Genomic DNA, 24,031 nt, shown 5'->3' with positions numbered 1-24,031 from the left:
GACTCAAACAGTAATATCTTTCCACTCAATAATTTTTAATGCCCCGGTCGGGCAGGCATTGGCGCATTCACCGCATAAAATGCATTTTGACGATTTTTTCGTTTCGCTATTGACGGTGGCCATCATCCAGGGACAAGCGGTGGTGCAAGCGCTACAGCCAATACAACGTCGATGATCAACAGCAATGCAGCCGTCTTTCTGCTGCCAGGTGATCGCCCCGACAGGACAAACATTCATGCATTGTGGATCTTTACATTGGCGACAGGTATCCGGTGTATAGTTCAGATCGCCATACAGGCCGCCGCCGGAACCGACACCCTCATCACCGAAGAAATAATTCCGGTGAATTTTGATGCGGGAAAAGAAGGTCCCTACCACGCCATCGTTATAATTGGTGCAGGAAATTTCACAACGGTGACAGCCGGTACAACGCGCACGCTGCGTCACCAGTACTCCTTTCGGCGTGTTAATCAACCCGACGGTGCCGCTGTCCACATCTTCCTGCTTACAGCCAAAAAGCGACAGCAGCGCTGGGGCAATGGTTAGCCCCGCCAGACCTTTTCCCGTCAAACGCAAGAATTCCAGCCGCGTTAAACCTGGATTTAATATTGGACGATCAACCTGGTTCATTAATTTCGCATCCTCTTCGTAAACGCAGTGTTGACAACCGTAACCAGGCCAATTTCTCATACGTCAAACAGCGCCCTGACGTTGTCTCCCACAGCTGAAGTTCCTGCCATAACCGAATCGAATAAATGACATGATTTAATGCAAACTTACTAATCCTTTAGGGTTAGGCGAAATAAATAATGGGTTTATTCCGTATGTATAACTTTGATCGTTATCAACTAAATTGGGGAAGAGAAATAATAAAAAAGAAGTGATATTTATTCTCATTTAGATGAGATGAAGCGGCATTTCATTATTTTCAAATTAATTGTGAAGCTGTTCCCAATATTAACTCTGACAGCCAAAAATAGCGTTATGCTCAGTTTAAACGTTGACGCATTATATTCTTGACATTCGATACAGTATTGCTGCTTAAAATTTCCAGTAATTTTGATAAGGGATGCCGCCATCCCTTATTATATGGATTATCCTGCCAGCGCGTTGATCACCGTTTCCATAGCCCGTTTTTCCAGTTCAGAGCGTTGAATACGCTGATTAGCCAGTGAGGTACGTAAAACACCGGCGATGACAATATGCTTCGGTTCTTGACCCAGATCGCGCATTTCCAGCACCACTTTTCCCACGACTCTGCACATCTCCCGGTACAGTTCATCATCTTTTGTCAGGTTTCCCATTTTTGTCTCTCCGTTGCAGGCTACATGCTTACAGCATATAACACCTGACGAATGAAGACAAAAAGCTAAAGAAAATCAATTAACTAACCGGAGCGCTATTCCGGCATCCGCCAGGGTCTGTACACCGACGATGGGCTGATGGATGCGGTGTCCGGGTTTAAATTGAAATGAATAAAAAAGAATTTGGTTATAACCAGGAGGAATATCTCATTGTTGCGCAACTGAACCATAAATTGCGCGAATGATTTTGGGCAATACGTTTCCTTTAAATACAGTTTGTTGTGAAACTGCCCAGATGTATTTTGAAACGCTGTTTTCATTTTCCTTTTTGGAAAAAAACAGCGTATAATGCGCGCCAACTGTCTCTTGAATGGTTTCAGCACATTGGCCTGTAAAACTCAGCGTACACAAAACGTCCCTTTCCGTTGGGCTGAAACACAAGCACACATTCCTCTGCACGCTTTTTCGATGTCACCTATCCTTAGAGCGAGGCACCATCACTTTCGTAATACCGGTTTCGCTTCCTGGCGGTGCGCGCCGGAAGCCAGCTTCCCATATCCTTCTCAACTTAAAGACTAAGACTGTCATGAAAAAGACGAAAATTGTTTGCACCATCGGCCCGAAAACCGAATCTGAAGAGATGTTAACCAAAATGCTGGACGCGGGCATGAACGTCATGCGCCTGAACTTCTCTCATGGTGATTATGCAGAACACGGTCAGCGTATCCAGAACCTGCGCAACGTCATGAGTAAAACCGGCAAGAAAGCCGCGATTTTGCTGGATACCAAAGGTCCGGAAATCCGTACCATCAAGCTGGAAGGCGGCAACGACGTGTCCCTGAAAGCAGGCCAGACCTTCACTTTTACCACTGACAAATCCGTTGTGGGTAACAGCGAAATCGTCGCTGTAACTTACGAAGGTTTCACCGCTGACCTCGCCGTCGGCAACACCGTACTGGTCGACGACGGTCTGATCGGCATGGAAGTGACCGCCATCGAAGGCAACAAAGTGATTTGTAAAGTGCTGAACAACGGCGATCTGGGCGAGAACAAAGGCGTAAACCTGCCGGGCGTCTCTATCGCTCTGCCGGCCCTGGCGGAAAAAGATAAACAGGATCTGATCTTCGGCTGCGAGCAAGGCGTTGACTTCGTTGCCGCATCCTTTATCCGTAAGCGCTCTGACGTGGTTGAGATTCGTGAGCACCTGAAAGCGCACGGCGGCGAAAACATCCAGATCATCTCCAAAATTGAAAACCAGGAAGGCCTGAACAACTTCGACGAAATCCTCGAAGCGTCCGACGGCATCATGGTTGCCCGTGGCGACCTTGGCGTAGAAATCCCGGTCGAAGAAGTGATCTTTGCGCAGAAGATGATGATCGAAAAATGTATCCGCGCGCGTAAAGTGGTGATCACCGCGACGCAAATGCTCGACTCCATGATCAAAAACCCACGCCCAACCCGCGCAGAAGCTGGCGACGTGGCGAACGCCATCCTCGACGGAACCGATGCCGTCATGCTGTCCGGCGAATCCGCGAAAGGCAAATACCCGCTGGAAGCGGTCTCTATCATGGCGACCATCTGCGAGCGTACCGACCGCGTGATGACCAGCCGTCTGGACTTCAACAACGACAGCCGTAAGCTGCGCATCACTGAAGCCGTGTGCCGTGGTGCTGTTGAAACCGCTGAAAAACTGGAAGCGCCGCTGATCGTGGTCGCGACCCAGGGCGGTAAATCTGCACGCGCCGTGCGTAAGTACTTCCCGGATGCGACCATCCTGGCGCTGACCACCAATGAAGTGACCGCACGTCAGTTAGTGCTCAGTAAAGGCGTTGTGCCGCAGCTGGTCAAAGAAATCAATTCTACGGATGATTTCTACCGCCTGGGTAAAGAAGTTGCCCAACAGAGCGGTCTGGCACAGAAAGGCGACGTGGTCGTGATGGTTTCTGGCGCGCTGGTTCCGAGCGGCACCACTAACACCGCCTCTGTTCACGTGCTGTAATAATTCCTGAGTGAATTAATTGGTTTAAAAAAGCGCCCTCGCGGCGCTTTTTTTATTTCATCAATAGCCGCTATTAATAAAAAAGCAAATCGGATTTCACTATCTAATTGCCGATTATCTAAGACGAATCCGATGGAAGCAGCCTGTTTTCCCTCAGTTTTTTAGATACATTCCGACATTTCGATGCTTCTTTGAGCGAACGATCAAAAATAAGCATCTTCTCATCAAAAAAATATTCTCAACCTAAAAAACTTTGTGTAATACTTGTAACGCTACATGGAGATTAACTCAATCTAGAGGGTATTAATAATGAATCGTACTAAACTGGTACTGGGCGCGGTAATCCTGGGTTCTACTCTGCTGGCTGGTTGCTCCAGCAACGCTAAAATCGATCAGCTGTCTTCTGACGTTCAGACTCTGAACGCTAAAGTTGACCAGCTGAGCAACGACGTGAACGCAATGCGTTCCGACGTTCAGGCTGCTAAAGACGACGCAGCTCGCGCTAACCAGCGTCTGGACAACCAGGCTACTAAATACCGTAAGTAATAGTACCTGCGTAATAAAAATGGCGCACATTGTGCGCCATTTTTTTTGCCCTTCGTTTGCCTTTCCTGCTACTGCGTTTGCGTTTCTTGCGTTACCCCACCATTCTGCGCTGACTGTACCACGGGGGTTGCCGCCACCGCTGGCGTCTGTCCGGAAGAAACGGCTACCGGATACCCGGCGCGCCGGTACAATGCTTTGTCCACCAGCGTGTTGTCGACCTCTTTCATCGCTTTGAACTGGGTGAAACCGGCAGGCAGAACATACGGCATGGTCTGCACATTCTGTTCCTCTTCCGGCGACAGCGGTCGATGAACTTCAACATACCGCATACCGTTCGGCTCAACGGCGTATTTCACCGGCTCGTTGATGACCTTAACCGGCGTTCCGGTTCGTACCGAAGCGAACAGCGCTTTAATGTCTGGCGCATTCATACGAATACAGCCGGAGCTGACGCGCAGCCCGACGCTGTCCGGCTGGCTGGTGCCATGGATAAGGTATTCACCGTTTCCATGCGCCAGACGCAGCGCAAAGCGTCCAAGCGGGTTATTCGGCCCGGCAGGGACGACCGCAGGCAGGGTTATTCCCCGCTCAAGAGAGCGCTTGCGGATGCCCGCTGTCGGCGTCCATGTCGGGTTCGGTATTTTCTGCCCTACCCGCGTTTCCATCACCGGCGTTTCCAGCCCCTCCAGACCAATACCGATAGGATAGACCTGCACGATATTTTCCCCCGGCGGGTAATAGTACAGACGTAGCTCTGCGAGATTCACGATGATCCCTTCACGCGGCGCGTCGGGCAGCAGCATTTGCGACGGGATAGTGATTAACGTACCGGGTTTCGGCACCGGAGCGATGGTATTGTTAGCCTCCAGAATGAGCATCGCGGCGGTATCAAAGCGACGGGCGATGGCCTGGAGATTTTTATCCCCCGCCTGCACCGTATACGTTTGATTCTGACCAATGAGACGACTTCCTGCCGGCGGCAGTGGATAATCCACCGCCCAGGCAGCCTGTAAAGCACTGTAAGCGCCGATAAGCATAAGTGTTAATAAAGACGCGCGTTTCATATGTCACCCCCCTGGCGTTGATGCCGGACGGCAGTGAATGCCGCATCCGGACTACGAGGCTCGCGAACCTGCAAGCCTGACAAGACGCACCTGCGTCCTGTCAGGTATTTTACAGCGTGCGTCTGTTAAGTTTAGCTAAGAGTTGCAGCTTTCGTGCGAATCGCGCGGATCATCGCTTCAAGCCCCTGGGAGCGGGACGGGGTGAGATGTTGGGTGAGCGCCATTTTTTCGAACCACGGGCGGACATCAAAATTAACAATATCCTGCGGCGTCATCTGGTGATACAAAATAAACACCACCGCAATCAGCCCCTTTACGATGGCCGCATCGCTGTCGCCCTCAAGCTCAATCACTCCCTGCCCGTTCTGGCGCATCACAATCCAGACCTGGCTCTGACAGCCCTCAATTTTATTATCAGCAACGCGATCGTTTTCAGACAGCATCGGCAGTCGCTGACCCAGCTCGATAATATACAGGTACTTTTCTTCCCAGTTCGCGCAACGTTGAAAATTACGTAATAGCTTCTCTTTATCCGGCAACGCGGCCATAGTGCCTCCCTGTTATCCCAGTAAGCGATGAATACGCTGCAGCCCGGTCACCAGACGATCCACTTCTTCATGGGTGTTATACATTGCCAGCGACGCGCGACACATCGCCGGAACCTGATAAAACGCCATCAGCGGCATAGCGCAATGGTGTCCGGTACGGACAGCAATACCGTAGTTATCAAGGAAACTACCGACATCATAGGCGTGATGGTGACCGAGATTAAACGCGATCACGCCAAGCCGGTTAAGCGGGCCGTACAGCGTGAGGTCAGGCACCGCCGCCAGTTGCGCCAGCGCGTAATGCATCAAATTCTGTTCGTACTCGCCGATATTTTCCAGCCCCAGCGCTGAGACATACTCCAGCGCGGCGCCCAGACCGATAATTCCTCCAGTATTCGGCGTACCCGCCTCAAAACGCCACGGCGCTTTCGTCCAGGTGGTGCCCTGGGTCAGGCTGACCGTAGCGATCATTGAGCCGCCCCCTTCCCACGGCGGCATCGCCTGCAGGATGACGTCTTTTACGTACAGCACGCCGATACCGGTCGGGCCGTACAGTTTATGCGCGGAAAAAACGTAGAAGTCGCAGTCCAGCGCCTGAACATCGACCGGGTGGTGCATGACCGCCTGCGCGCCGTCCACCAGGACTTTAGCCCCGTACTGATGGGCCAGCGCGGTGATTTCAGCGATCGGGTTCTCGGTGCCTAACACGTTCGAAACATGGGTAATGGCCAGCAGGCGGGTTTTCTCGTCCAGCAGCGATGGCAGAATTTCAAGCTGGAGCGTTCCGTCGGTATTGAGCGGAATTACCCGCAGTTCAGCCCCCACGCGCGCGCATAGCATCTGCCAGGGCACAATATTAGCGTGGTGCTCCATTTCGCTGATAATGATGTTATCGCCACGGTGAACGTTTTCCGGCCCCCAACTGTTGGCCACCAGATTGATGCCTTCCGTGGTGCCGCGAACGAACACCAGTTCCTCCGCTGAGCGGGCGTTAATAAACAGCGACGCCAGTTTGCGAACGTTCTCCATTCGCTCCGTCGCCTGGGCGCTCAGAGTATGAATACCGCGATGCACCGCCGCATAGCCATGGCGGTAGAATTCCGCCTCCGCGTCGATAACCTGACTGGGCTTCTGCGCGCTGGCGGCGCTATCAAGGTACGCCAGCGGCAGACCGTTGACTTCTCGCGTAAGCACGGGAAAATCCGCACGCACGTTGTCGATAGAAAATGTCATGCTCTGCCTCCCGGCAGGCGCTGGCCGATTCGCGCCAGAACCTGTTGCTTCAGCGCCTCGTCGCCGATGGCTTCCGTCAGTTCAGCGGCAAAGGCATAGAGAATCATCTGCTGGGCGTCCTGCTGGCCGATCCCGCGCGAGCGCAGATAGAACATCTGTTCATCGTCAATGCGTCCCACCGTCGCGCCATGGCTACACTTCACGTCGTCGGCGTAAATCTCAAGCTGCGGTTTGGTATCCACCTCGGCGAGTTTACCCAGCAGCAGATTATTGTTGGTCATCTGACCGTCGGTTTTGATCGCGTACGGGGCAACGTTAATCAGACCGTTGAAGACCGCGCGCCCTTTATCGCTGACAATGGTTTTATGCAGCTGACGGCTGTTGCAATAGCCTTTGTTGTGCTCAAGCCAGGTGCGGGTATCACAGACTTCATTTTTCACCGGCATCGCGAGGCTGTTGATTCGTAGCGTCGTGTTCTCACCGTTCAGCCGGGTGCTGGTGTTATGACGCAGTACCGCATCCCCCAGCAGAAAACTGTGGCTGTGCGCCGAGGCGTCCGCCGCCATTAAAATATCATTATGGGCGAAGTGATGGCTTAACGGATTTTCAAACGCCAGCTTCACGTGATGCAGATGCGCGTTGGCTGCCACATTCATTGTCAGACGCGCGCCGGTAAAGTGTCGCGCGTCATTGAGGCTCACGTAATGTTCAATGACCGTTGCTTCTGCCCCTTCCGCCAGTTCCAGATGATGACGATAATGAGCGGTGTTCACCTCATCGTCGCCCACGCCCTGCGTAATGTGCATCAATAGCAGCGGCTTGTCAGGACGCTGATTACGCTTAACGTGGATATGGGTTACGCTGTGCGCCAGGCTTTCGGTGAGATGCAGAAACACCTCCGGCTGCACCGCGTCAGGCAGCGTCTGGCGCTCATCGTTGATCGCAACGTCAAAGCCGCTATTTTCACAGCTGTCGCTCAGCGCCGGACTGAATTTCCCATCAACAAAAACCAGACGCAGCGCATCAATTTGTAGCGCCAACGCATCCCGCTGCGCCGTCCCAATGTCCGCGAAGCGGCTGACGAACTGGCTGTTGATTAATCCTTCCAGCGGCGTGTATTTCCAGTTTTCATGTTTCCGCGTCGGCAGGCCCAGTCGCAGTAATTGCTGTAAGTGCTGTTGCGCCTGGGTGGAACGCGACTCGCCCTCGGCTTCAAACAGATGATGCCACTGCTGCAACGCATTACTGCTGTTCGGTAAGCCAGCCATATCCCTGCTCCTCCAGTTGTTTGACCAGAGTGAAATCGCCAGACTTCACAATCCGCCCCTGATACAGGACGTGGACAAAATCAGGTTTGATATAGTCAAGGATGCGCTGATAGTGCGTAACGATGATGAATGCGCGCTTGCCGTCCCGCAGGGAATTCACGCCATCGGCGACGATTTTCAGGGCATCAATATCCAGCCCGGAATCCGACTCATCCAGAATGCACAGCTCCGGCTCCAGCACCGCCATTTGCAGAATGTCGTTGCGTTTTTTCTCGCCGCCGGAAAAACCCACGTTGACCGAGCGGGTCAACAGATCTTCCGGCATTTTCAGCAGCGCGATTTTCTCTTCCATCAGGTCCTGAAAATCAAAACGGTCCAGCGTCTCCTGGCCGCGATAGCTGCGCACCGCGTTTAGCGCCGTTTGCAGGAAAAACTGATTGCTGACGCCGGGAATTTCCACCGGGTACTGAAAGGCCATGAAAATGCCTTCACCGGCTCTCTCTTCCGGCGCCAGCGCCAGCAGATCTTTACCTTTAAACGCGACGGAACCGCCGATTACCTCATAATCTTCGCGTCCTGCCAGCGTCGCGGAAAGCGTGCTTTTACCGGAACCGTTCGGTCCCATGATCGCGTGCACTTCGCCGGGACGAACCTCAAGGTTCAGCCCACGCAGGATCGCTTTATCTTCGACACTGACCTGTAACTCTTTAATATTTAACATGATACTTCCTTAACCGACGCTGTGTTCAAGGCTAATAGCTAATAGTTTTTGTGCTTCGACGGCAAACTCCAGCGGCAATTCGGAGAACACGTCTTTACAGAAGCCGTTGACGATCATCGAGATCGCATCTTCTTCGCTGATACCGCGCTGCAGGCAGTAGAACAGCTGATCTTCACCGATACGCGATGTGGTCGCTTCGTGTTCGAGCTGGGCGCTGTTATTACGGCATTCGACGTACGGGAAAGTATGCGCCCCGCAATCCGCGCCGATCAGCATTGAATCGCACTGGGTAAAGTTGCGGGCATTGGTCGCCGTCGGCATGATTTTCACCAGTCCACGATAGCTGTTCTGGCTGTGTCCGGCGGAGATCCCTTTCGAAATGATGGTCGAGCGGGTATTTTTACCGATATGGATCATTTTGGTGCCGGTATCGGCCTGCTGGTGCCCGCTGGTCAACGCCACGGAATAAAACTCGCCAATCGAGTTGTCGCCACGCAGAATACAGCTCGGGTATTTCCAGGTGATCGCCGAGCCGGTTTCCGACTGGGTCCACGACATTTTGCTGTTTTCCCCTTCGCACAACGCGCGTTTGGTAACGAAGTTGAGGATCCCGCCGGTGTTGTTATCACCCGGGAACCAGTTCTGCACCGTGGAATACTTCACTTCGGCGTCTTTATGGATGATCACTTCCACGACTGCGGCGTGCAGCTGATAGCTGTCGCGCACCGGTGCTGAACATCCCTCGATATAGCTGACGTAGCTGCCCTCATCCGCCACAAGGATGGTGCGTTCAAATTGCCCGGTTTTTTCCGCGTTAATGCGAAAATAGGTGGAAAGCTCCATGGGGCAACGTACGCCCTTCGGCACATAAATGAAGGTACCGTCTGACGCCACGGCGGCGTTTAGCGCGGCAAAAAAGTTATCGTTCGCGGGGACTACCGTACCAAGGTATTTCTTCACCAGTTCCGGGTGATCATGGATCGCCTCGCCGAAAGAACAAAAAATAATGCCTTGTTCCGCCAGCTTTTCCCGGTAGGTGGTGGCGACTGAAACGGAGTCAAAAATAGCGTCGACCGCCACTTCCCGCCCTTCGCGCACAGGCACGCCAAGCTGCTCAAACGCGGCCTCCACCTCTTTACTGAGGAACGCGTTGGCGCCCGTTTGCTGAACCGCTCCCGGCTGTGATGCGCAGGTGTCGTCGCAGTGACCGCATGACGGCGCAGAGTAATAGCTGTAATCCTGATAATTCAGCTTATCGTAGTGGGCTTTCAGCCAGTGCGGTTCAGCCATTTCTACCCATGCCCGGTAGGCATTGAGGCGAAAGGCCAGCATCCACTCTGGTTCGTTACGTTTTGCAGAAATCGCGCGCACCACGTCTTCGTTAATTCCTTTCGCCAGCTCATCAGTTTGTAACTGGGTAAAGAAACCTTCTTTGTAGTTCAGCGGGCCGCCGGTCCAGGTTTTGACATCGTCAGTTGCTTCAGTATTACGAGACATAGTACCGCCTATACCCCAAAGCTTTCGCCACAGCCGCATTCGTTCTGGGCTTTCGGGTTATGAAATTTGAATAACTGGTTTAATCCTTCCCGGACATAATCGACTTCCGTCCCGTCGATAAACGGCATCGCCTGAAGCGGGACGTAAAGCTTCGCGCCCTCGTATTCGAACAGCAGATCGTCCTTTTCAGGCTCACTGACCGTATCCAGCACGTAACCAAAGCCAGCGCAGCCGGTCTGTTTAACGCCCAGGCGCACGCCCAGCATTCCCGGCTGTTTGGCCACCAGTTCGCGAATATGCGCGGCCGCCGAAGGGGTGAGCGTTAATCCGCGCCAGGCAAAATCGTCTGGGTTAAATGTTCCTGAATGCAATTCCATAGAATGACCTCGCGTAATGAGCCATCAGGCTATAACACCATGTTAGTGATAATGATTATCACTTCAACCCCTCAACAGCAGGGGCATTCCCCTTAATCACCCTTTTTAACGGCTTTTATTAAGCATAGACCTTGCTACGCGGGATATAAGTCAGAGTGAGTTTTCTGCAATTCTTTGAAAAATAAAGCGTTCAGTAAAAATCATCAACCAGGGTGGTCAAAAAAGGAAAGATGTATAGAAAATGTCTATTTCACGGATAGGCAGTGGCGCGTGATTGTCGCAAAGAAAAAAACCCTTAAGGCTGTTCATCACAGCCTTAAGGGTTCCCGCCCCATCCGGCGCTTATCTCCGGCACTCGCAATGGCTTAGCTCTTGAAGGGGCTTTAAGAATATTCTCATATCGTCGGCGATCAGTTTTAACACTAATTGCGATCCGCGCATTTTGTATAGCGGATCAATTTCTTCAGTTTACTGAGAGTATGTCTTTCACCGCGTCCAGCAGCAGTCGCAGCCCCGCCGACTGGTGCGCGCGGGAAAGATACAAGCCGTACACCGGCAAAGGCCGGGGTTGATGCCCGGGCAGCAAAGGCACCAGCGCACCGCTTGTTAACCCTTCTCGCGCCTCTTTTTCCGGTATCAACGCCACGCCCATTCCTGCCAACGCCGCCTCGCCTAAAAGCGAGGAAATCCCGGCGCTGAGGTTACCTTTTATCGCGACCGAAACCGCCTCACCGCAGGCATCAAGAAAGCGCCAGGATTTCCCGGCAAACCCGCTGTAATAAAGGCAGTTATGACGGGTAAGGTCGTCCGGTGTTTGTGGCGTACCATGCTGTTTCAGATAAGCAGGCGATGCGCAAAGCACTGACTCACAGCTGCCAAGACGACGAGCGATAGTACCCGGCTCCGGCGCGTCGGTAATACGAATAGCAAGATCGATTCGTTCCCCAACCAGACTCACGGGCTGGTTATTAATCTCGACTTCAATCCGCAGATCCGGGTAGCGGGTTAAAAATGCTGGCAGTACCGGCGCAAGAATATGCATCGCCGTAAAATGGGCACAGGCGACACGCAAGGTTCCGCAAGGCATACCTCCCGCCGCAACCGCGCCAATGCCCTGAGAAAGCTGCGCCAACGTGCGGGTCTTTAGCAGGACCTCTTCGCCAGCAGGCGTGATGGTGAGCCTGCGTGAAGAACGGTGGATCAGTCGTGCGCCAGCCCATTTTTCCATTTCCTCAAGATAGCGGCTGACCATCGGTCTGGAAAGTCCGAGCGCTCGCGCCGCGGCGCTCATACTGCCTAAATCACAGATGTGATTAAATACCGTCGCCGCCATCACTCTGTCCACTTTACCTCCATCCGATCGTTTTATGAAACTCAGCATGTCCTGTTTAAGGAATTCTAACAGATCGGGATTGGCTTAAAATGCGTAGCCGTAAGACAACACTTCATCTGCAAAAGGTTACTGTCATGAAAATAAAAACCCTGACGGCACTGACGCTGCTCGCTTCACCGGTCTTTGCCGCCCCACTGCATCTTGAGGTGTATAACCCTCAGGAGAACGCCATTTTCCCGGTCTCTTCCACGCTGGTATCCGGACCAACGGAAGCCATTTTGTTTGATGCGCAGTTCAGCACTAAAGATGGCGAAAAATTGCTTAAGATGATTCAGGCCAGCGGTAAGTCGCTGAAAGCCGTGGTCATTACCTCGGGCGATCCGGACTTTTACTTCGGTCTTGAGCCGATTGTGAAAGCCTATCCTCAGGTAAAAGTGCTGGCGACGCCTGAAGTGGTCAAACATATTCAGGAAACGAAAGACGCAAAGCTGCAATACTGGGGACCGCAGATGAAGGACGGCGTGCCGAAAACCATCACCGTACCGCAGGCCACTACCGCGACGCGTTTTCACATTGACGGAGAAACACTGGAACTTCGCCATCCTGGCAACTATGCGGCTTATGTCTGGATCCCGGCAAATCGGGCGATTCTGGGCGGTACCGGCGTCGCGTCCGGGATCCACGTCTGGACCGCTGACACTCAATCTGAAAAGCAACGTACGGCCTGGCGCGACGTGCTGAGCGAAATGCGCAGCCTGCAGCCGACTCAGGTGATCCCGGGTCATTACCTCGGCGCACGACCCGCCGGTGATACGGCGATCCGCTTTACCCAAAATTATCTGCAAACGTTTGAACACGCGCTGGAGGCGAAAAAAGGGTCAGCTTACGTTATCAAAACCGTAAAGGCCGCGTGGCCCGGACTGGCAGATGAAAGCTCGCTGGCATTGAGCGCAAAGGTGAACAGTGGTGAAATGACGTGGTAATGGCGTTTATTCGCCGACAAAAAATAACCCCGACCAGAGGCCGGGGCATTCGCTATGAGGTACATCGCTGAATCAATGAACGCCAAGGCGCCAGGCAAAATAGATCTCTTCCTTCAGTTCAGTCGAAGAAAGCGTCAGTAAATCGGCAAACTCCAGCTCAAGCTGTTTCAGTCTTTTAAGGTATTGGGCTGGTGAGAGCTCGGTTTTATCACGACGTAAAAATTCAATTGCCAGTTGGGCCGGGTCTAATTGGCTAGTCATATCATCCTCGCTTATGGTCAAAACATGCACATTGTATCACTTTCCGCTGCGCAAATAATGACCAAAAGCAATATAGATCACATTTTTTTGGTGACAACGTCACACAATAGCCGTCGTTAAGCGTGATGAGCAGCATAAACGCTGCTGCTCATCATAGATATCGATTTGCCAGACCTGATGGCGTGAACCGGTGTGTATCGCCCTACAGACCCCTTTCACGCGTCCTTCCCGGGCAGAACGAACATGGTTGGCGTTTATTTCCAGTCCGACCACTTTTTGTTCGCCCTCAGTGCAGAGATACCCGGCGACGGAGCCAATGCTTTCGGCCAGCACGACAGACGCGCCGCCGTGCAGCAGACCAAACGGCTGCTTTGTTCGGCCGTCAACAGGCATAGAGGCTTCAAGCGTATCCGCGCCGATCTTTTCAAAGCGAATGTCCAGTAACCCAACCATGTTGCCCTCGCCCATTGCGTTGAGCGCGTCGAGTGTGACGTCACGTTTCCAGATCATCCCATTATCTCCAGTAGTGCCTGTACAGGATGGCGTACGCCCGTGCCTTCCACCCGCTTCACCTGGCTGCGGCAGGAATACCCCGTCGCCAGGCAGCGGTTACGGGGCAGTCGCTCCATCGCCTGATGCCAGGACAGTTCATAAATCCCAAGGGAACTGGCATGATTCTTTGCCTCATGCCCGTAAGTTCCGGCCATACCGCAGCAGCCGACGCTGACATTTTCCAGTTTCGCGCCAAAGCGAGCAAAAATTGACGCCCACTGCGCAGGCGCGCCGGGAAGCGCGGTGACCTCGGTACAGTGGCCAAAGAAGTACCACGGCTCGCCGCTGATTTCTCCCATAGACTTCGGGGCCAGCGCTGTCGCCAACCACTCGTTGGCCAGCTGTACGTGAAAATCACCGCGCTGCTCGCCGAGCGCGAGCCTATATTCATCGCGGTAGCAAAGCACCAGCGCCGGATCGACCCCCACCATCGGCATCCCCAGTTGCGCCACACGGTTTAAAAACTCAGAGGTCTTTTTAGCCGTTTTCGCAAAACGGGTCAGGAAGCCTTTAATATGTTGTGCCTTACCGTTTGGCGAAAACGGCAGCAGTACCGGCTGGAAACCTAACTTTTCGATCAGGCGTACAAAATCCGCCACAACCCGAGCGTCGTAGTAACTGGTGAACGGATCCTGCACCACCAGCACTGTATTCGCTTTTTGCGTATCGCTAAGCGCCTCAAGCTGCTCAAGCGTCATGTTGGCCGAACGGTGTCCGACCATTTGCTGCTGCAACGACGGCGTCGACAGTAGCGGCAGATCCACCATGCCGATGTGTTTTGCCGACAGCTTGCGCACCAGCGGCTGGTTAATAAAGAAGTTGAAGGTCTTTGGCGCGCGCGCCATCAGCGGCGCATAGGTTTCGACTGTCGCCACCAGATGATCGCGCAGCGGACGTAAGTAGCGCGTATGGTAAAGCTGCAGGAAACGCGAACGGAATTCCGGTACGTCAATTTTGATCGGACACTGGGTCGAACAGGCTTTACAGGCCAGGCAGCCGGACATCGCCTCTTTGACTTCATGCGAGAAATCATATTCACCCTTACCCGCGTGCCAGGTATTACGGGTCCGGGCGATCAGCGAGCGTAAGCTGGGACGTTTATTCGCCAGCGCAGTTTCGAGGCGCACCGGATCAACACCGCGATCCGCCAGCAAACGCAGCCACTCACGCACCAGGGTCGCTCGCCCTTTCGGTGAATGGATACGGTTGAGACTGATTTTCATCGACGGACACATCGGGCTTTTCGCATCGAAGTTAAAGCACAGTCCGTTTCCGTTGCACTCCATCGCCCCGCGCCAGGTTTGACGCACCGCCAGCGGGATCTGTCGGTCATACGTGCCGCGCTTGACGGCGTCCACTTTCATCATCGGCGCGTCCACGCCTTCCGGCGGACAGATTTTCCCCGGATTCAGGCGGTTCTGCGGATCAAATACCGCCTTCACTTTACGCAGTTCCGCATACAGCGCGTCGCCAAAAAACGCCGGGCTGTACTCGGCGCGAAACCCTTTGCCGTGCTCACCCCAGAGCAGGCCGCCATACTTCGCCGTCAGCGCCACCACTTCATCGGAGATTTGCTTCATCAGCACTTCCTGCTGCGGATCGCACATGTCCAGCGCCGGACGCACATGCAGAACGCCCGCGTCTACGTGGCCAAACATGCCGTAGCTCAGACCGTGACCGTCGAGCAAGGCGCGAAACTCGGCAATGTAATCGGCAAGATGCTCCGGCGGTACGCAGGTATCTTCGGCAAATGGGATGGGTTTCGCCGCCCCTTTCGCGTTGCCCAGCAGACCCACCGCTTTTTTGCGCATCGCATAAATACGCTCTACGCCCGCCAGATCGGCGCAAAGCTGCCAGCCAATCACCCCGGCTTCTCCATGGGCGATTAATCCGTCCAGCCGCTCACACAGTGCCGCCACCTGGCCGTCAATTAGCGCTTCGTCGTCACCGGCGAATTCAACGATGTTCAGGCCAAGCATCTCTTTGTCCGGCACATCGGTGATTAATTCGCTTACCGAATGCCAGACGATATCTTCTCGTGCCAGGTTCAGCACTTTCGAGTCGACGGTTTCGACGGAAAGCGCTCTTGCCTCTACCATAAACGGCGCATTGCGCAGCGCGGAGTCAAAAGAGTCGTATTTGACGTTCACCAGTCGACGAACCTTCGGCAACGGCGTAATGTCCAACCGGGCTTCGGTAATAAAGGCCAGCGTCCCTTCCGAACCGGTGAGAATTCGGGTCAGATCGAACTCGGTCATGTCGTCGTTAAAAACATGCCGTAAGTCGTAGCCGGTAAGAAAGCGGTTCAGTTTGGGGAAGTTATCCATGATAAGCTGGCGATTGTCGCGGCAGCGTTCAAGGACCGTGCGATAGATACGTCCAATGGTGGTATGACTTTCCCCCAACGTTTCCGCCAGCGCTACCGGCAGCGGCTGCGTGTCGAGAATATCGCCGCCCAGCAGCACAGCGCGTACGCCCAGAACGTGATCGGAGGTTTTTCCGTAGACCAGCGATCCTTGTCCGGAGGCATCGGTATTGATCATCCCGCCAAGGGTGGCCCGGTTGCTGGTTGAAAGCTCCGGAGCAAAGAAATAGCCGTACGGCTTGAGGTACTGGTTCAGTTGGTCTTTAATCACCCCCGCTTCGACCCGCACCCAACCTTCTTCCGGATTAATTTCAATGATCCGGCTCATGTAGCGGGACATGTCCACGATAATGCCCTGGTTCAACGCCTGTCCGTTGGTTCCGGTACCGCCGCCGCGCGGGGTAAACACCAGCGAGGTGAAACGCGGTTCGGCGGCCACTCGGGCTATCAGTGCCACATCCGCCGTTGAACGCGGGAAAACGACGGCATCGGGAAGAAGTTGATAAATACTGTTATCTGTCGACATCGTCAGACGATCGGCGTAGCTCGTTGCCGTATCGCCTGTAAACCCTTGTTGCTCCAGCTCTTGCAAAAAATTGAGCACCAGTTGAACGACGCCAGGTGCCTGAGAAATTTGTGGAATCATTATTCTGACCCTTTCCTGCGGTCTGTGTTGTGAGGTTATCGTTTGCCTTGGTTGATTCATTTGTTGTATCACATTTTTTTCTTATGCGCTCAACAGAAATACTGGCAGAATCCGCCTGTTAAAACGCGCTGAAACTGCGCATGATTATGTGATGCGTTTCGCGTGTTCACGTCGCGTCAACGTTCTGACGCACTACAAAGGTGAAAAGAGTTTATGGTCAATGTTCGTCAGCCCAGGGATATCGCGCAGGTGCTGCTGTCGGTGCTGTTCCTTGCCATCATGATTGTGGCGTGTCTCTGGATTGTTCAACCTTTTATTCTGGGCTTTGCCTGGGCCGGTACGATTGTTATCGCCACCTGGCCGGTTTTACTACGCTTGCAAAAATTACTCTGGGGCCGCCGTTCTCTGGCGGTGCTGGTCATGACGCTTTTACTGGTGTTGTTATTCGTCATTCCTGTCGCACTTCTGGTGAACAGTATCGTCGACGGTAGCGGCCCGCTGATCCACGCCATAACCGGTGGCGACATGACGTTGCCGGATCTTGCCTGGTTGAACAGCATTCCGCTGGTTGGCGCAAAACTGTATGCCGGGTGGCATAACCTGCTGGAGATGGGCGGCGCGGCGATCATGGCGAAGGTTCGTCCTTATATTGGCGCAACGACCACCTGGTTTGTCGGACAAGCGGCGCACATCGGCCGTTTTATGATGCATTGCGGACTGATGCTGTTGTTCAGCGCCCTGCTGTACTGGCGGGGTGAACAGGTGGCGTTGGGTATTCGTCATTTCGCCTGCCGTCTGGCAGCCAAACGCGGCGACGCGGCCGTGCTGCTCGCCGCACAAGCGATCCGCGCGGTGGCGCTGGGCGTGGTGGTTACCGCTCTGGTTCAGGCGGTGCTGGGCGGGATTGGCCTGGCGATTTCCGGCGTACCGTATGCGACGTTGCTGACGGTGGTGATGATCCTCTCCTGCCTCGTCCAGCTTGGCCCGCTTCCGGTATTGATTCCGGCCATTATCTGGCTTTACTGGAGCGGCGACACCACCTGGGGAACCGTATTGTTGGTATGGAGCTGCGTGGTAGGTACGCTTGATAACGTCATCCGCCCTGTGCTGATTCGTATGGGCGCGGATTTACCGCTTATTCTGATCCTTTCTGGCGTGATTGGCGGCCTGATCGCCTTCGGCATGATTGGCCTGTTTATCGGCCCGGTTCTGCTGGCGGTTACCTGGCGACTGTTCTCCGCGTGGGTACATGAAGCGCCACCGCCAACGGATGAGCCAGAAGAAATCCTCGAAGAACTGGCGGAGATCAACGATCTCAACAAGTAACTCTCTTTCGGGCGACAGATGTCGCCCGAATGTTTAGCATTGCTTATTAATAGGCTGCTGAATTTTTCACATCCCCCCTATTACGGCTTCCACTCTCCGGGTTTCTGTCGCAAATTCTTTACAGTTTTTAAACTATTGAGACGAATCTGATCGACGCTAAAACGTCGCATGCCCTACTATTAGCTCACGGTTATAGATCAACACATTGATTTATAAGCATGGAAATCCCCTGAGTGAAACAACGAATTGCTGTGTGTAGTCTTTGCCCATCTCCCACGATGGGCTTTTTTTTACCATGACATCACCTTACGTCCAGCAACGATGGCGCCTCGAGAGTACCCGATTTCAGATGTGCTATTGCCTGCAAGCGATTTATATCTTGAGTGTGGGTTAAAGGCGAAAATGAAATCGTTATATGTACCTGTTCCCTTAGCAATCCGGTTTCAGTCATCCTTTTAAAACCCAGTGCCGTCTTAAAGGCGGCTATGTCGGCATTTCCCACACAAACCGTAAACCAAAGTCCCCACCGGATATTCACGCGACCCCAGCCTGCACCTTAAGAGCGACTGGCTTAAAGAAGCGGGATTTGAGACCGGGCGCGGCGTGACGGTGAGGATTACGGAGGGGTGCCTGACCATTATCGCTGATAATAACGAGGCGCAGGAACTGCGCGAGCAGCTTTATCAGGCGAGACAGGTGGTTAAGGGGATTAAAGACGGAATGTTTAGTGTACTGAACGAAAGTTAAACAATAAAAAAGCCGGGAAGATTTAATTTCTTTTCCGGCTTTATGACTATTTAATTAAACCCTTTAGATAAATAAAAATATTATTTTCCAAAGGGTAATTAAATAATGAATTAAATATACAAATTTGTTCATATTCATTCTTCGTTATGACAATATCATCCTCACAGATATAATCGCATAACGTTTCAAATGCCAACGGTTCTTCCCCAAAGTCTATGTAGCTCAACGCATAATTCAATTCATCTTCGGAAAGTCTATTGTTAAATTCTTCACCGAATTTTTTCAACTTAATACCAGTAGCTGTAGCCATCATTTTGCTCCTGGTAAACGTGGAATAGGGCCACTATTAGGGAATGCAGTTACTATCCTTCCTTTTGCTGGCTGATAAACAACCCTAATTTGCACCCCATCTCTGACTTCCCATGCCACCCAAGTAGCAGCTTTTCCTGATTTAGTTAATGCACCTCCCGTTCCTTGTTGGGCATACCACTTAGTTGATGGTGAATTTACAATATCATCAATCTCAGAAATAATTTTTTTCGAATCCCAAGACTGAGGGAAAGTTGTTTTACCTGGCTGGCCTGGCCACATATGACCACCACTACCGGGGCCATCACCATGAAGAATATGCTTTTGCGCTTTTGGACCACAGCCAAATAACCCAAGTGGGTCGATCCAGCTTAGCGGATTCGGCGCATAACTGTAGAGGTTTATGCCCCCCGCCAGCCCCACCGGGTCATCGGAACGATTCGGAGGCGGTCGTAACTTTAGCGCCTCTGCAACCCGCGCCACATCTGCCTTCACCAGTTCAGTATTTGCCACTTTTAACAATGTCGCAACATTGAACCCCCGAAGCACATTTTCTGCCGGGAACGCTACCGCCACTGACGACCAGATCAGCGTCAGGAGCATCAGCAGCACGGCCAGCCACCTGTTTATATTACACATCTTCCTTACTCCCTGCGTTTCTCCGCCCCGCATCATACCAGCACCGCAACCCTCTGGCATTACGCGTTTTATTACCGGTCGCGGGGGCAGACGCGCAGCGGCTGACCACGCCAGATCCCCGCAGGCGACGCCGGTGCTTCAGCCATGGAGCACGCTAACCCGTGACGACCATGCAACTTGTTTGCATGGTCGGGCGCGGGTTGACAGGGGCGCGAGGGGGTAGCCCCCGCATAACGACCGGAGGCGCAGGCCGACCTTCTTACAGTGAGAGCCCCACTGCGCGCGACGGATCTTCCGGGGACAACCGCGCCTTCCTGCTTAGCCGCTCTTCCACCCGCGCCGCCCGGAACCACCGCCATTACAGACGGCACCGCGCCCGACGCCTTTAGTCGCTGTGGCACTGTGGCCAGCAGAGGGCAATGCACCTGCATGACCACACCGCTGCCATCCCTCCGTGGCCGCAGAACGACGCCGCTCTTAATGACAACGCCGGACCGGGCGGGGGGTGGAAGCTGGCGAGGCGAGAACGAGCAACGCAGTGCGAGCCGCCGCAGCCAGACGCAGCCGGGCGGGCATGAACGCTTTTAAGCGGAGGCCGCAGGCCGACAGCCTCTTTTAACGGGCTTTCACCCGCGAACGTGGCCGGAACTGCGCACCGGAGCCTCCCGGCGCCGACATCATGCGTGTTACGCGTTGCGGGCCGTTCAGGCCCGTTTCGCGTAATGCCGCGTTATGTTGAATGACGTCCGGCCAGCAACCCGGCCCACAGAGGGCGCGGCGGCCCCGCGCTGGCCGGACGGCATTTACCCCCGCGCACGCCGGTGGTGGGGGGCAGGCAGCCGTCATGGACGGCGGCTGTCTGCCTGCACCGTCCCCTGCGGCCTCGCAGAGTGCCGGCTAACTTTGCGGCCTGTCCGGCAATGATCCGGCCTCCGTTCAACCTCCTTAACTCTCCCGCAACGCCGGTGCTCACGTAGTACGTGAGGATTTTGCAGGCCTTATCAGACCTACAGGATCCGGGCTATTTCCTGTTATCTGACTGCGGGTTACCGATAAGGCGTGTTCCTGCCGGTGTCGTTATGGGTGCTGTTAACGTTTATTTAACACTCTTTCGCCGCCGTTTCTCTGCCGGATGCGTCTTCTCATGCACCCGCTGCAACGGCGCTATCGCCACCTTCGTGTAGATCTGCGTCGTCTCCAGCTTTTCATGCCCTAAGATCGCCTGGATATGCCGCGTGTCCGCCCCGTTGTCCAGCATCTGCGTTGCCATCGAGTGCCGGAAGATGTGGCACGCGCCCGGCTTGTCTATCCGCGCCTTATCCCGGATGGCTTCTCCGGCAAGCTGCGTCAGCGTCCCGCGATTCAGCCCCTTACCGTGCCAGGTGATGAACAGATGACCGCTGTCGAACCGCTGCGCCAGCCGGGGCCGAACGTTGCGCAGGTAGCGCATCACCCATTCCAGCGCCACATGACCCACCGGCACCACCCGATCTTTCTTCCCCTTGCCCTGCCGCACGTTCACCACGCCCCGCGTGAAGTCCACGTCACCCAGCATCAGGTTCGCCACTTCCATACGCCTGATCCCGGTACTCCAGAGTATTTCCAGTATCGCCCGGTTGCGCAGACCCAGCGGTTTCTCCGTGTCCAGACTCTGCAACACCGTCCGGGTTTCCTGCTCGCTGAACACCTACGCCGGAAGCCGCTTTTCTTCCTTCGGCAGCTCGATCTGCTCTGCCGGGTTGTACAGGATAACGTGGCGTTTCAGCAGCCAGCGGTAGAAGTTGCGCACCGCGCTCAGGCGGTTTAGCTGGCCGCCCACCGCCAGCGTGTTGCCGTCAGCCTTGCGATAAACGCGCAGGTGGCGCTGCCAGCCTTCCAGCACTGGCAGACTCACCTGCGGCGCGTACATCAGCCCGCGCTCCTCGCACCACGTCACGAACGGCAGTACCCGTTCGCGGTAGCCTTCGATGCTGCGTTCGCTGTAGCCTGCGGATAACAGGCTTTCCAGCCACGCGATCACATGCTGCCGCTGCGTGGCGTTCCCGTTCTGGCGGCTAAGATAAAGGGCTTCCGGCCCCGGTGGTATGGGTCTGGTCATGATGATTGGCCTGTTAAGGTTCAGGGATTGAGTATTGGGATTGCAGTACGGTACGACGAAGAAAGGATAAAGCGGTGGAACAGTGGTTTTAGCGCCGCCCCGACTTGCGGGGCGATAAGGTCAGTAATGGCGCGGCTTTCAGACTGTTTTTCCGGGTCAGACTTAGCCCCGACATGGGGCAGACTTAACCCCGACTTGCGCCTTTACAGGCCAGACTTGCGTAAGTCATACCCGCTTTACGGGCTGTCCCGGATCGCGTTGCCATGACGCTCATTATGACTACGATGAACCGTTTTCTTTTTCTGCCGGAACAGTGCTTTTTCATCTACCCCGACTTGCGGGGTGGTAACGCCAGTAACGGCGCAGCTTGCAGCCTGTTTTTCCGGGTCAGACTTAGCCCCGACATGGGGCAGACTTAACCCCGACTTGCCCGCCGCTGAACCAGACTTGCGTGAGTCATACATCACCTTTTCGCCCGGTTCGATCAGGCCGCACAGGTGCGCTCCGTCGCCGCTGCCGTCCCATAACAGTTCGTACTGCAACAGGTGGCCGCGACTGCCGCCGTGGATCAGCAGGTATTCCATCTCGCTTAACCGCTGGCAGTGCAGCTTGAGCTGGCTGTCGCTCCAGTTGGTAAAGTCGCGGATCTCCCGCCGCGTGAAGCGCACCTCACCGGGTTTGCAGTTATGCGCCGCCGCCGTTTCGTTCACCATCGTTTGTATCAACAGCAACAGCTTGCGCGTCTGCGGCGGCATCTCATCCAGCGTGCGGCCCAGGATCTCATGCGCCAGACGGTTCGCCAGTGCGATATCATCCCGCGTCACCTCGATGTATTCCACCACCTGCCCGCGATGCTCAACCCGCTTTACCTCCCGCTGGTACTGGTGCAACAGCGCGATCGACTGGATCAGCGTCAGGTACTTCATATGGTCGCGCCGGGTGCGCGTCTTGTCCGACATGAACGTTAACTGACTGGCGAACGGGTTCACCACGTTCAGCGGACGCAGCAGCCGCTGCGCATTCTGGTGAAGCTGAGTGATGTAGCTCTTTTCATTACTGGCAAGCAGCCCTTCCAGCGTCTGCGCGTAACGTTGCGCCGCGTGGATCGCTTCCGTCTGCTATTCGAGGTAGTTAATCATGGCTGAACACGATATTACGCCAGAAGTCACCATTTCCAAAACCCAGCGCCGTCTTAAAGTCGGCTATGTTGGTATTTCCCACACCAACCGTAAAACCAAAGTCCCTACCGGATATTCGCGTAGTCCCAGCCTGCACCTTAAGGGCGACTGGCTGGCAGAAGCGGGATTTGAGACCGGGCGCGGCGTGACCGTGAAGATTTCGCAGGGGTGTATTGTGCTGATGGCGGACGGTAACGAGGTGCAGGCGCTGCGCGAGCAGCTTTATCAGGCTAAACAGGTGGTTAAGGGAATTAAAGACGGTGTGTTTAGTGTACTGAACGAGAGTTAAATAGCAAAAAGCCGGGAAAATATATACTTTCCCGGCTAATAAAACTAAGTAAACATATTAATATCGTCAAGTGCATCCTCGGCTCTTGATGATATTACCTCACTTGAATCTTTCATTTTTTCTTTTAGAAATGGAATAACCACATCTTTATTTATCCGTCCATTTATCCTTGCTATATGACCTAAACAAGTTAAAGATAATCCGCTAATATCTTCATCAGGATTATTTGCCATTCTCATGAACTGCTCTTCAGCCCATTCAACATCATTTATATTATGAGCTATGTAAAGCAGTGTATCTGCGACTTTCTCTGGTTCACCAGAATTAAGCAACTCCACTAAATGTAACTTATCTTTAGCCACCACAAACCTTTCCTTTTCTTGTAGTTTTACCAGACTTGATCAAAGCAGATTGTTGCTTGTTATCTAAGGCATCCCAATCACGTACATGCCCATGATATTCATCTACATGATCTGATAAAGAACGAGTTTTATCTAATACAACAATTTCATTGTTGGAAATATCGACACCAACGCGCCTTGGTGATGTTGGTTTTACTTGAATGGAATTATCTAATGCAGCCTGACCATTTATTGGTGCTCGGCTTTTTACTGAATTATCAGTTGCACCATGATAAGGAGCATCTTTATATACATTAACCTTATCCCCACTTAAACCCAGCGGATCAATATAACTTAATGGATTAGGCGCATATTGATAAAGGTTTATTCCCCCCGCCAGCCCCACC

The 24,031-nt window shown here is 53.7% G+C and carries 22 protein-coding genes, 1 other RNA gene and 5 pseudogenes; 8 read left to right on the top strand and 20 right to left on the bottom strand.

The genetic code is table 11. The features are described from left to right. Nucleotides 1-3: 3 nt before the first annotated feature. The 3 genes from CSE01S_RS00125 to CSE01S_RS00115 form a co-directional block, all read right to left on the bottom strand. A complete protein-coding gene (locus tag CSE01S_RS00125) occupies nt 4-630 on the bottom strand; it encodes a ferredoxin-like protein (protein WP_042282734.1) in 627 nt (208 codons plus the stop codon). Nucleotides 631-1,094: 464 nt separating this feature from the next. Continuing rightward, complete coding sequence (gene fumD / locus CSE01S_RS00120) at nt 1,095-1,304, bottom strand: fumarate hydratase FumD (protein WP_042282732.1); 210 nt, start codon at nt 1,302-1,304, stop codon at nt 1,095-1,097. A 207-nt stretch (nt 1,305-1,511) separates the two neighbouring features. Next, entirely contained in the window at nt 1,512-1,715 is a 204-nt protein-coding gene (locus CSE01S_RS00115; protein WP_131729035.1) for a hypothetical protein, read from the bottom strand. Here CSE01S_RS00115 and ynhH point away from each other — a divergent pair. From ynhH to lpp, 3 genes are all read left to right on the top strand, one after another. Beyond that, nucleotides 1,689-1,883: a protein YnhH gene (ynhH, locus tag CSE01S_RS23445; RefSeq protein WP_248316086.1), complete on the top strand. Its 195-nt coding sequence runs from the start codon at nt 1,689-1,691 to the stop codon at nt 1,881-1,883. The two genes, CSE01S_RS00115 and ynhH, sit on opposite strands and share 27 nt — an antisense overlap. A gap of 7 nt (nt 1,884-1,890) precedes the next feature. After that, complete coding sequence (pykF, locus tag CSE01S_RS00110) at nt 1,891-3,303, top strand: pyruvate kinase PykF (protein WP_042282731.1); 1,413 nt, start codon at nt 1,891-1,893, stop codon at nt 3,301-3,303. Nucleotides 3,304-3,612: 309 nt separating this feature from the next. Further along, entirely contained in the window at nt 3,613-3,849 is a 237-nt protein-coding gene (gene lpp / locus CSE01S_RS00105; protein WP_001082307.1) for a murein lipoprotein Lpp, read from the top strand. A gap of 68 nt (nt 3,850-3,917) precedes the next feature. On the opposite strand, the gene ldtE is transcribed toward lpp, so the two are convergent. From ldtE to CSE01S_RS00065, 8 genes are all read right to left on the bottom strand, one after another. Beyond that, entirely contained in the window at nt 3,918-4,913 is a 996-nt protein-coding gene (gene ldtE / locus CSE01S_RS00100; protein WP_042282727.1) for a L,D-transpeptidase LdtE, read from the bottom strand. Between the two features lie 131 nt (nt 4,914-5,044). Further along, the gene (gene sufE / locus CSE01S_RS00095; protein ID WP_042282726.1) at nt 5,045-5,461 is read right to left on the bottom strand and encodes a cysteine desulfuration protein SufE; all 417 of its coding nucleotides are present in this window, start codon (nt 5,459-5,461) and stop codon (nt 5,045-5,047) included. A 12-nt stretch (nt 5,462-5,473) separates the two neighbouring features. Continuing rightward, nucleotides 5,474-6,694 carry a cysteine desulfurase SufS gene (sufS, locus tag CSE01S_RS00090; RefSeq protein ID WP_042282724.1) on the bottom strand — a complete coding sequence of 407 codons (1,221 nt, stop codon included), beginning with the start codon at nt 6,692-6,694 and terminating at the stop codon, nt 5,474-5,476. After that, a complete protein-coding gene (gene sufD, locus CSE01S_RS00085; RefSeq protein ID WP_042282723.1) occupies nt 6,691-7,962 on the bottom strand; it encodes a Fe-S cluster assembly protein SufD in 1,272 nt (423 codons plus the stop codon). Before sufD ends, sufS begins: the two co-directional genes overlap by 4 nt. Then, entirely contained in the window at nt 7,937-8,683 is a 747-nt protein-coding gene (gene sufC / locus CSE01S_RS00080) for a Fe-S cluster assembly ATPase SufC (RefSeq protein WP_042282721.1), read from the bottom strand. Before sufC ends, sufD begins: the two co-directional genes overlap by 26 nt. Nucleotides 8,684-8,692: 9 nt before the next feature. Then, nucleotides 8,693-10,180, bottom strand: coding sequence for a Fe-S cluster assembly protein SufB (gene sufB / locus CSE01S_RS00075; RefSeq protein WP_042282719.1), 1,488 nt, complete (start codon nt 10,178-10,180; stop codon nt 8,693-8,695). A gap of 8 nt (nt 10,181-10,188) precedes the next feature. After that, nucleotides 10,189-10,557, bottom strand: coding sequence for a Fe-S cluster assembly scaffold SufA (gene sufA, locus CSE01S_RS00070; RefSeq protein WP_042282717.1), 369 nt, complete (start codon nt 10,555-10,557; stop codon nt 10,189-10,191). A 463-nt stretch (nt 10,558-11,020) separates the two neighbouring features. Next, entirely contained in the window at nt 11,021-11,902 is an 882-nt protein-coding gene (locus tag CSE01S_RS00065; protein WP_042282715.1) for a LysR family transcriptional regulator, read from the bottom strand. A 122-nt stretch (nt 11,903-12,024) separates the two neighbouring features. On the opposite strand from CSE01S_RS00065, the gene CSE01S_RS00060 reads away from it, so the two are divergent. Further along, nucleotides 12,025-12,873 carry a Vmh family MBL fold metallo-hydrolase gene (locus CSE01S_RS00060; protein ID WP_042282713.1) on the top strand — a complete coding sequence of 283 codons (849 nt, stop codon included), beginning with the start codon at nt 12,025-12,027 and terminating at the stop codon, nt 12,871-12,873. Between the two features lie 72 nt (nt 12,874-12,945). Here CSE01S_RS00060 and CSE01S_RS00055 read toward each other — a convergent pair whose 3' ends face one another. The 3 genes from CSE01S_RS00055 to ydiJ all read right to left on the bottom strand — a co-directional run bounded on the left by CSE01S_RS00055 (nt 12,946) and on the right by ydiJ (nt 16,697). Continuing rightward, the gene (locus tag CSE01S_RS00055; RefSeq protein ID WP_042282711.1) at nt 12,946-13,134 is read right to left on the bottom strand and encodes a YdiH family protein; all 189 of its coding nucleotides are present in this window, start codon (nt 13,132-13,134) and stop codon (nt 12,946-12,948) included. Nucleotides 13,135-13,233: 99 nt separating this feature from the next. Then, nucleotides 13,234-13,644 carry a 1,4-dihydroxy-2-naphthoyl-CoA hydrolase gene (menI, locus tag CSE01S_RS00050; protein ID WP_042282708.1) on the bottom strand — a complete coding sequence of 137 codons (411 nt, stop codon included), beginning with the start codon at nt 13,642-13,644 and terminating at the stop codon, nt 13,234-13,236. Beyond that, nucleotides 13,641-16,697 (bottom strand): D-2-hydroxyglutarate dehydrogenase YdiJ, encoded by a 3,057-nt coding sequence (ydiJ, locus tag CSE01S_RS00045; protein ID WP_042282706.1) that lies wholly within the window; start codon nt 16,695-16,697, stop codon nt 13,641-13,643. The genes menI and ydiJ overlap by 4 nt, the downstream gene beginning before the upstream one ends. 213 nt (nt 16,698-16,910) lie before the next feature. Between ydiJ and ydiK the strand changes: the two genes are divergently transcribed. The 3 genes and pseudogenes from ydiK to CSE01S_RS00035 all read left to right on the top strand — a co-directional run bounded on the left by ydiK (nt 16,911) and on the right by CSE01S_RS00035 (nt 18,770). Then, nucleotides 16,911-18,023: an AI-2E family transporter YdiK gene (gene ydiK / locus CSE01S_RS00040; protein WP_042282704.1), complete on the top strand. Its 1,113-nt coding sequence runs from the start codon at nt 16,911-16,913 to the stop codon at nt 18,021-18,023. A gap of 186 nt (nt 18,024-18,209) precedes the next feature. Next, nucleotides 18,210-18,317: antisense sRNA RprA (gene rprA / locus CSE01S_RS21985), an RNA gene on the top strand. A gap of 199 nt (nt 18,318-18,516) precedes the next feature. Further along, nucleotides 18,517-18,770: pseudogene (locus CSE01S_RS00035) on the top strand (SymE family type I addiction module toxin). Between the two features lie 46 nt (nt 18,771-18,816). Here CSE01S_RS00035 and CSE01S_RS00030 read toward each other — a convergent pair. From CSE01S_RS00030 to CSE01S_RS00015, 4 genes and pseudogenes are all read right to left on the bottom strand, one after another. Further along, nucleotides 18,817-19,083, bottom strand: a complete 267-nt coding sequence (locus CSE01S_RS00030; protein WP_052406265.1) for a MafI family immunity protein — start codon at nt 19,081-19,083, stop codon at nt 18,817-18,819. After that, nucleotides 19,080-19,514 (bottom strand): annotated as a pseudogene (locus CSE01S_RS23455) (EndoU domain-containing protein); the annotation flags it as partial. The gene CSE01S_RS00030 and the pseudogene CSE01S_RS23455, both read right to left, overlap by 4 nt. Nucleotides 19,515-20,814: 1,300 nt before the next feature. Next, a pseudogene (gene xerC / locus CSE01S_RS00020) lies at nt 20,815-21,816 on the bottom strand (site-specific tyrosine recombinase XerC). Nucleotides 21,817-22,052: 236 nt separating this feature from the next. Next, nucleotides 22,053-22,934 (bottom strand): annotated as a pseudogene (locus CSE01S_RS00015) (DNA primase); the annotation flags it as partial. A gap of 19 nt (nt 22,935-22,953) precedes the next feature. On the opposite strand from CSE01S_RS00015, the gene CSE01S_RS00010 reads away from it, so the two are divergent. After that, nucleotides 22,954-23,283, top strand: coding sequence for a SymE family type I addiction module toxin (locus CSE01S_RS00010; protein WP_042282696.1), 330 nt, complete (start codon nt 22,954-22,956; stop codon nt 23,281-23,283). A gap of 44 nt (nt 23,284-23,327) precedes the next feature. On the opposite strand, the gene CSE01S_RS00005 is transcribed toward CSE01S_RS00010, so the two are convergent. Together CSE01S_RS00005 and CSE01S_RS23225 are read right to left on the bottom strand one after the other, a co-directional pair. Then, nucleotides 23,328-23,645, bottom strand: coding sequence for a hypothetical protein (locus tag CSE01S_RS00005; protein WP_233422683.1), 318 nt, complete (start codon nt 23,643-23,645; stop codon nt 23,328-23,330). Continuing rightward, nucleotides 23,638-24,031, bottom strand: a pseudogene (locus CSE01S_RS23225) (hypothetical protein); the annotation flags it as partial. The pseudogene CSE01S_RS23225 and the gene CSE01S_RS00005, both read right to left, overlap by 8 nt.

This window comes from Citrobacter sedlakii NBRC 105722 (genome assembly GCF_000759835.1).
Lineage (GTDB): Bacteria > Pseudomonadota > Gammaproteobacteria > Enterobacterales > Enterobacteriaceae > Citrobacter_A > Citrobacter_A sedlakii.
This window is presented reverse-complemented; position numbering and strand designations above follow the sequence as displayed.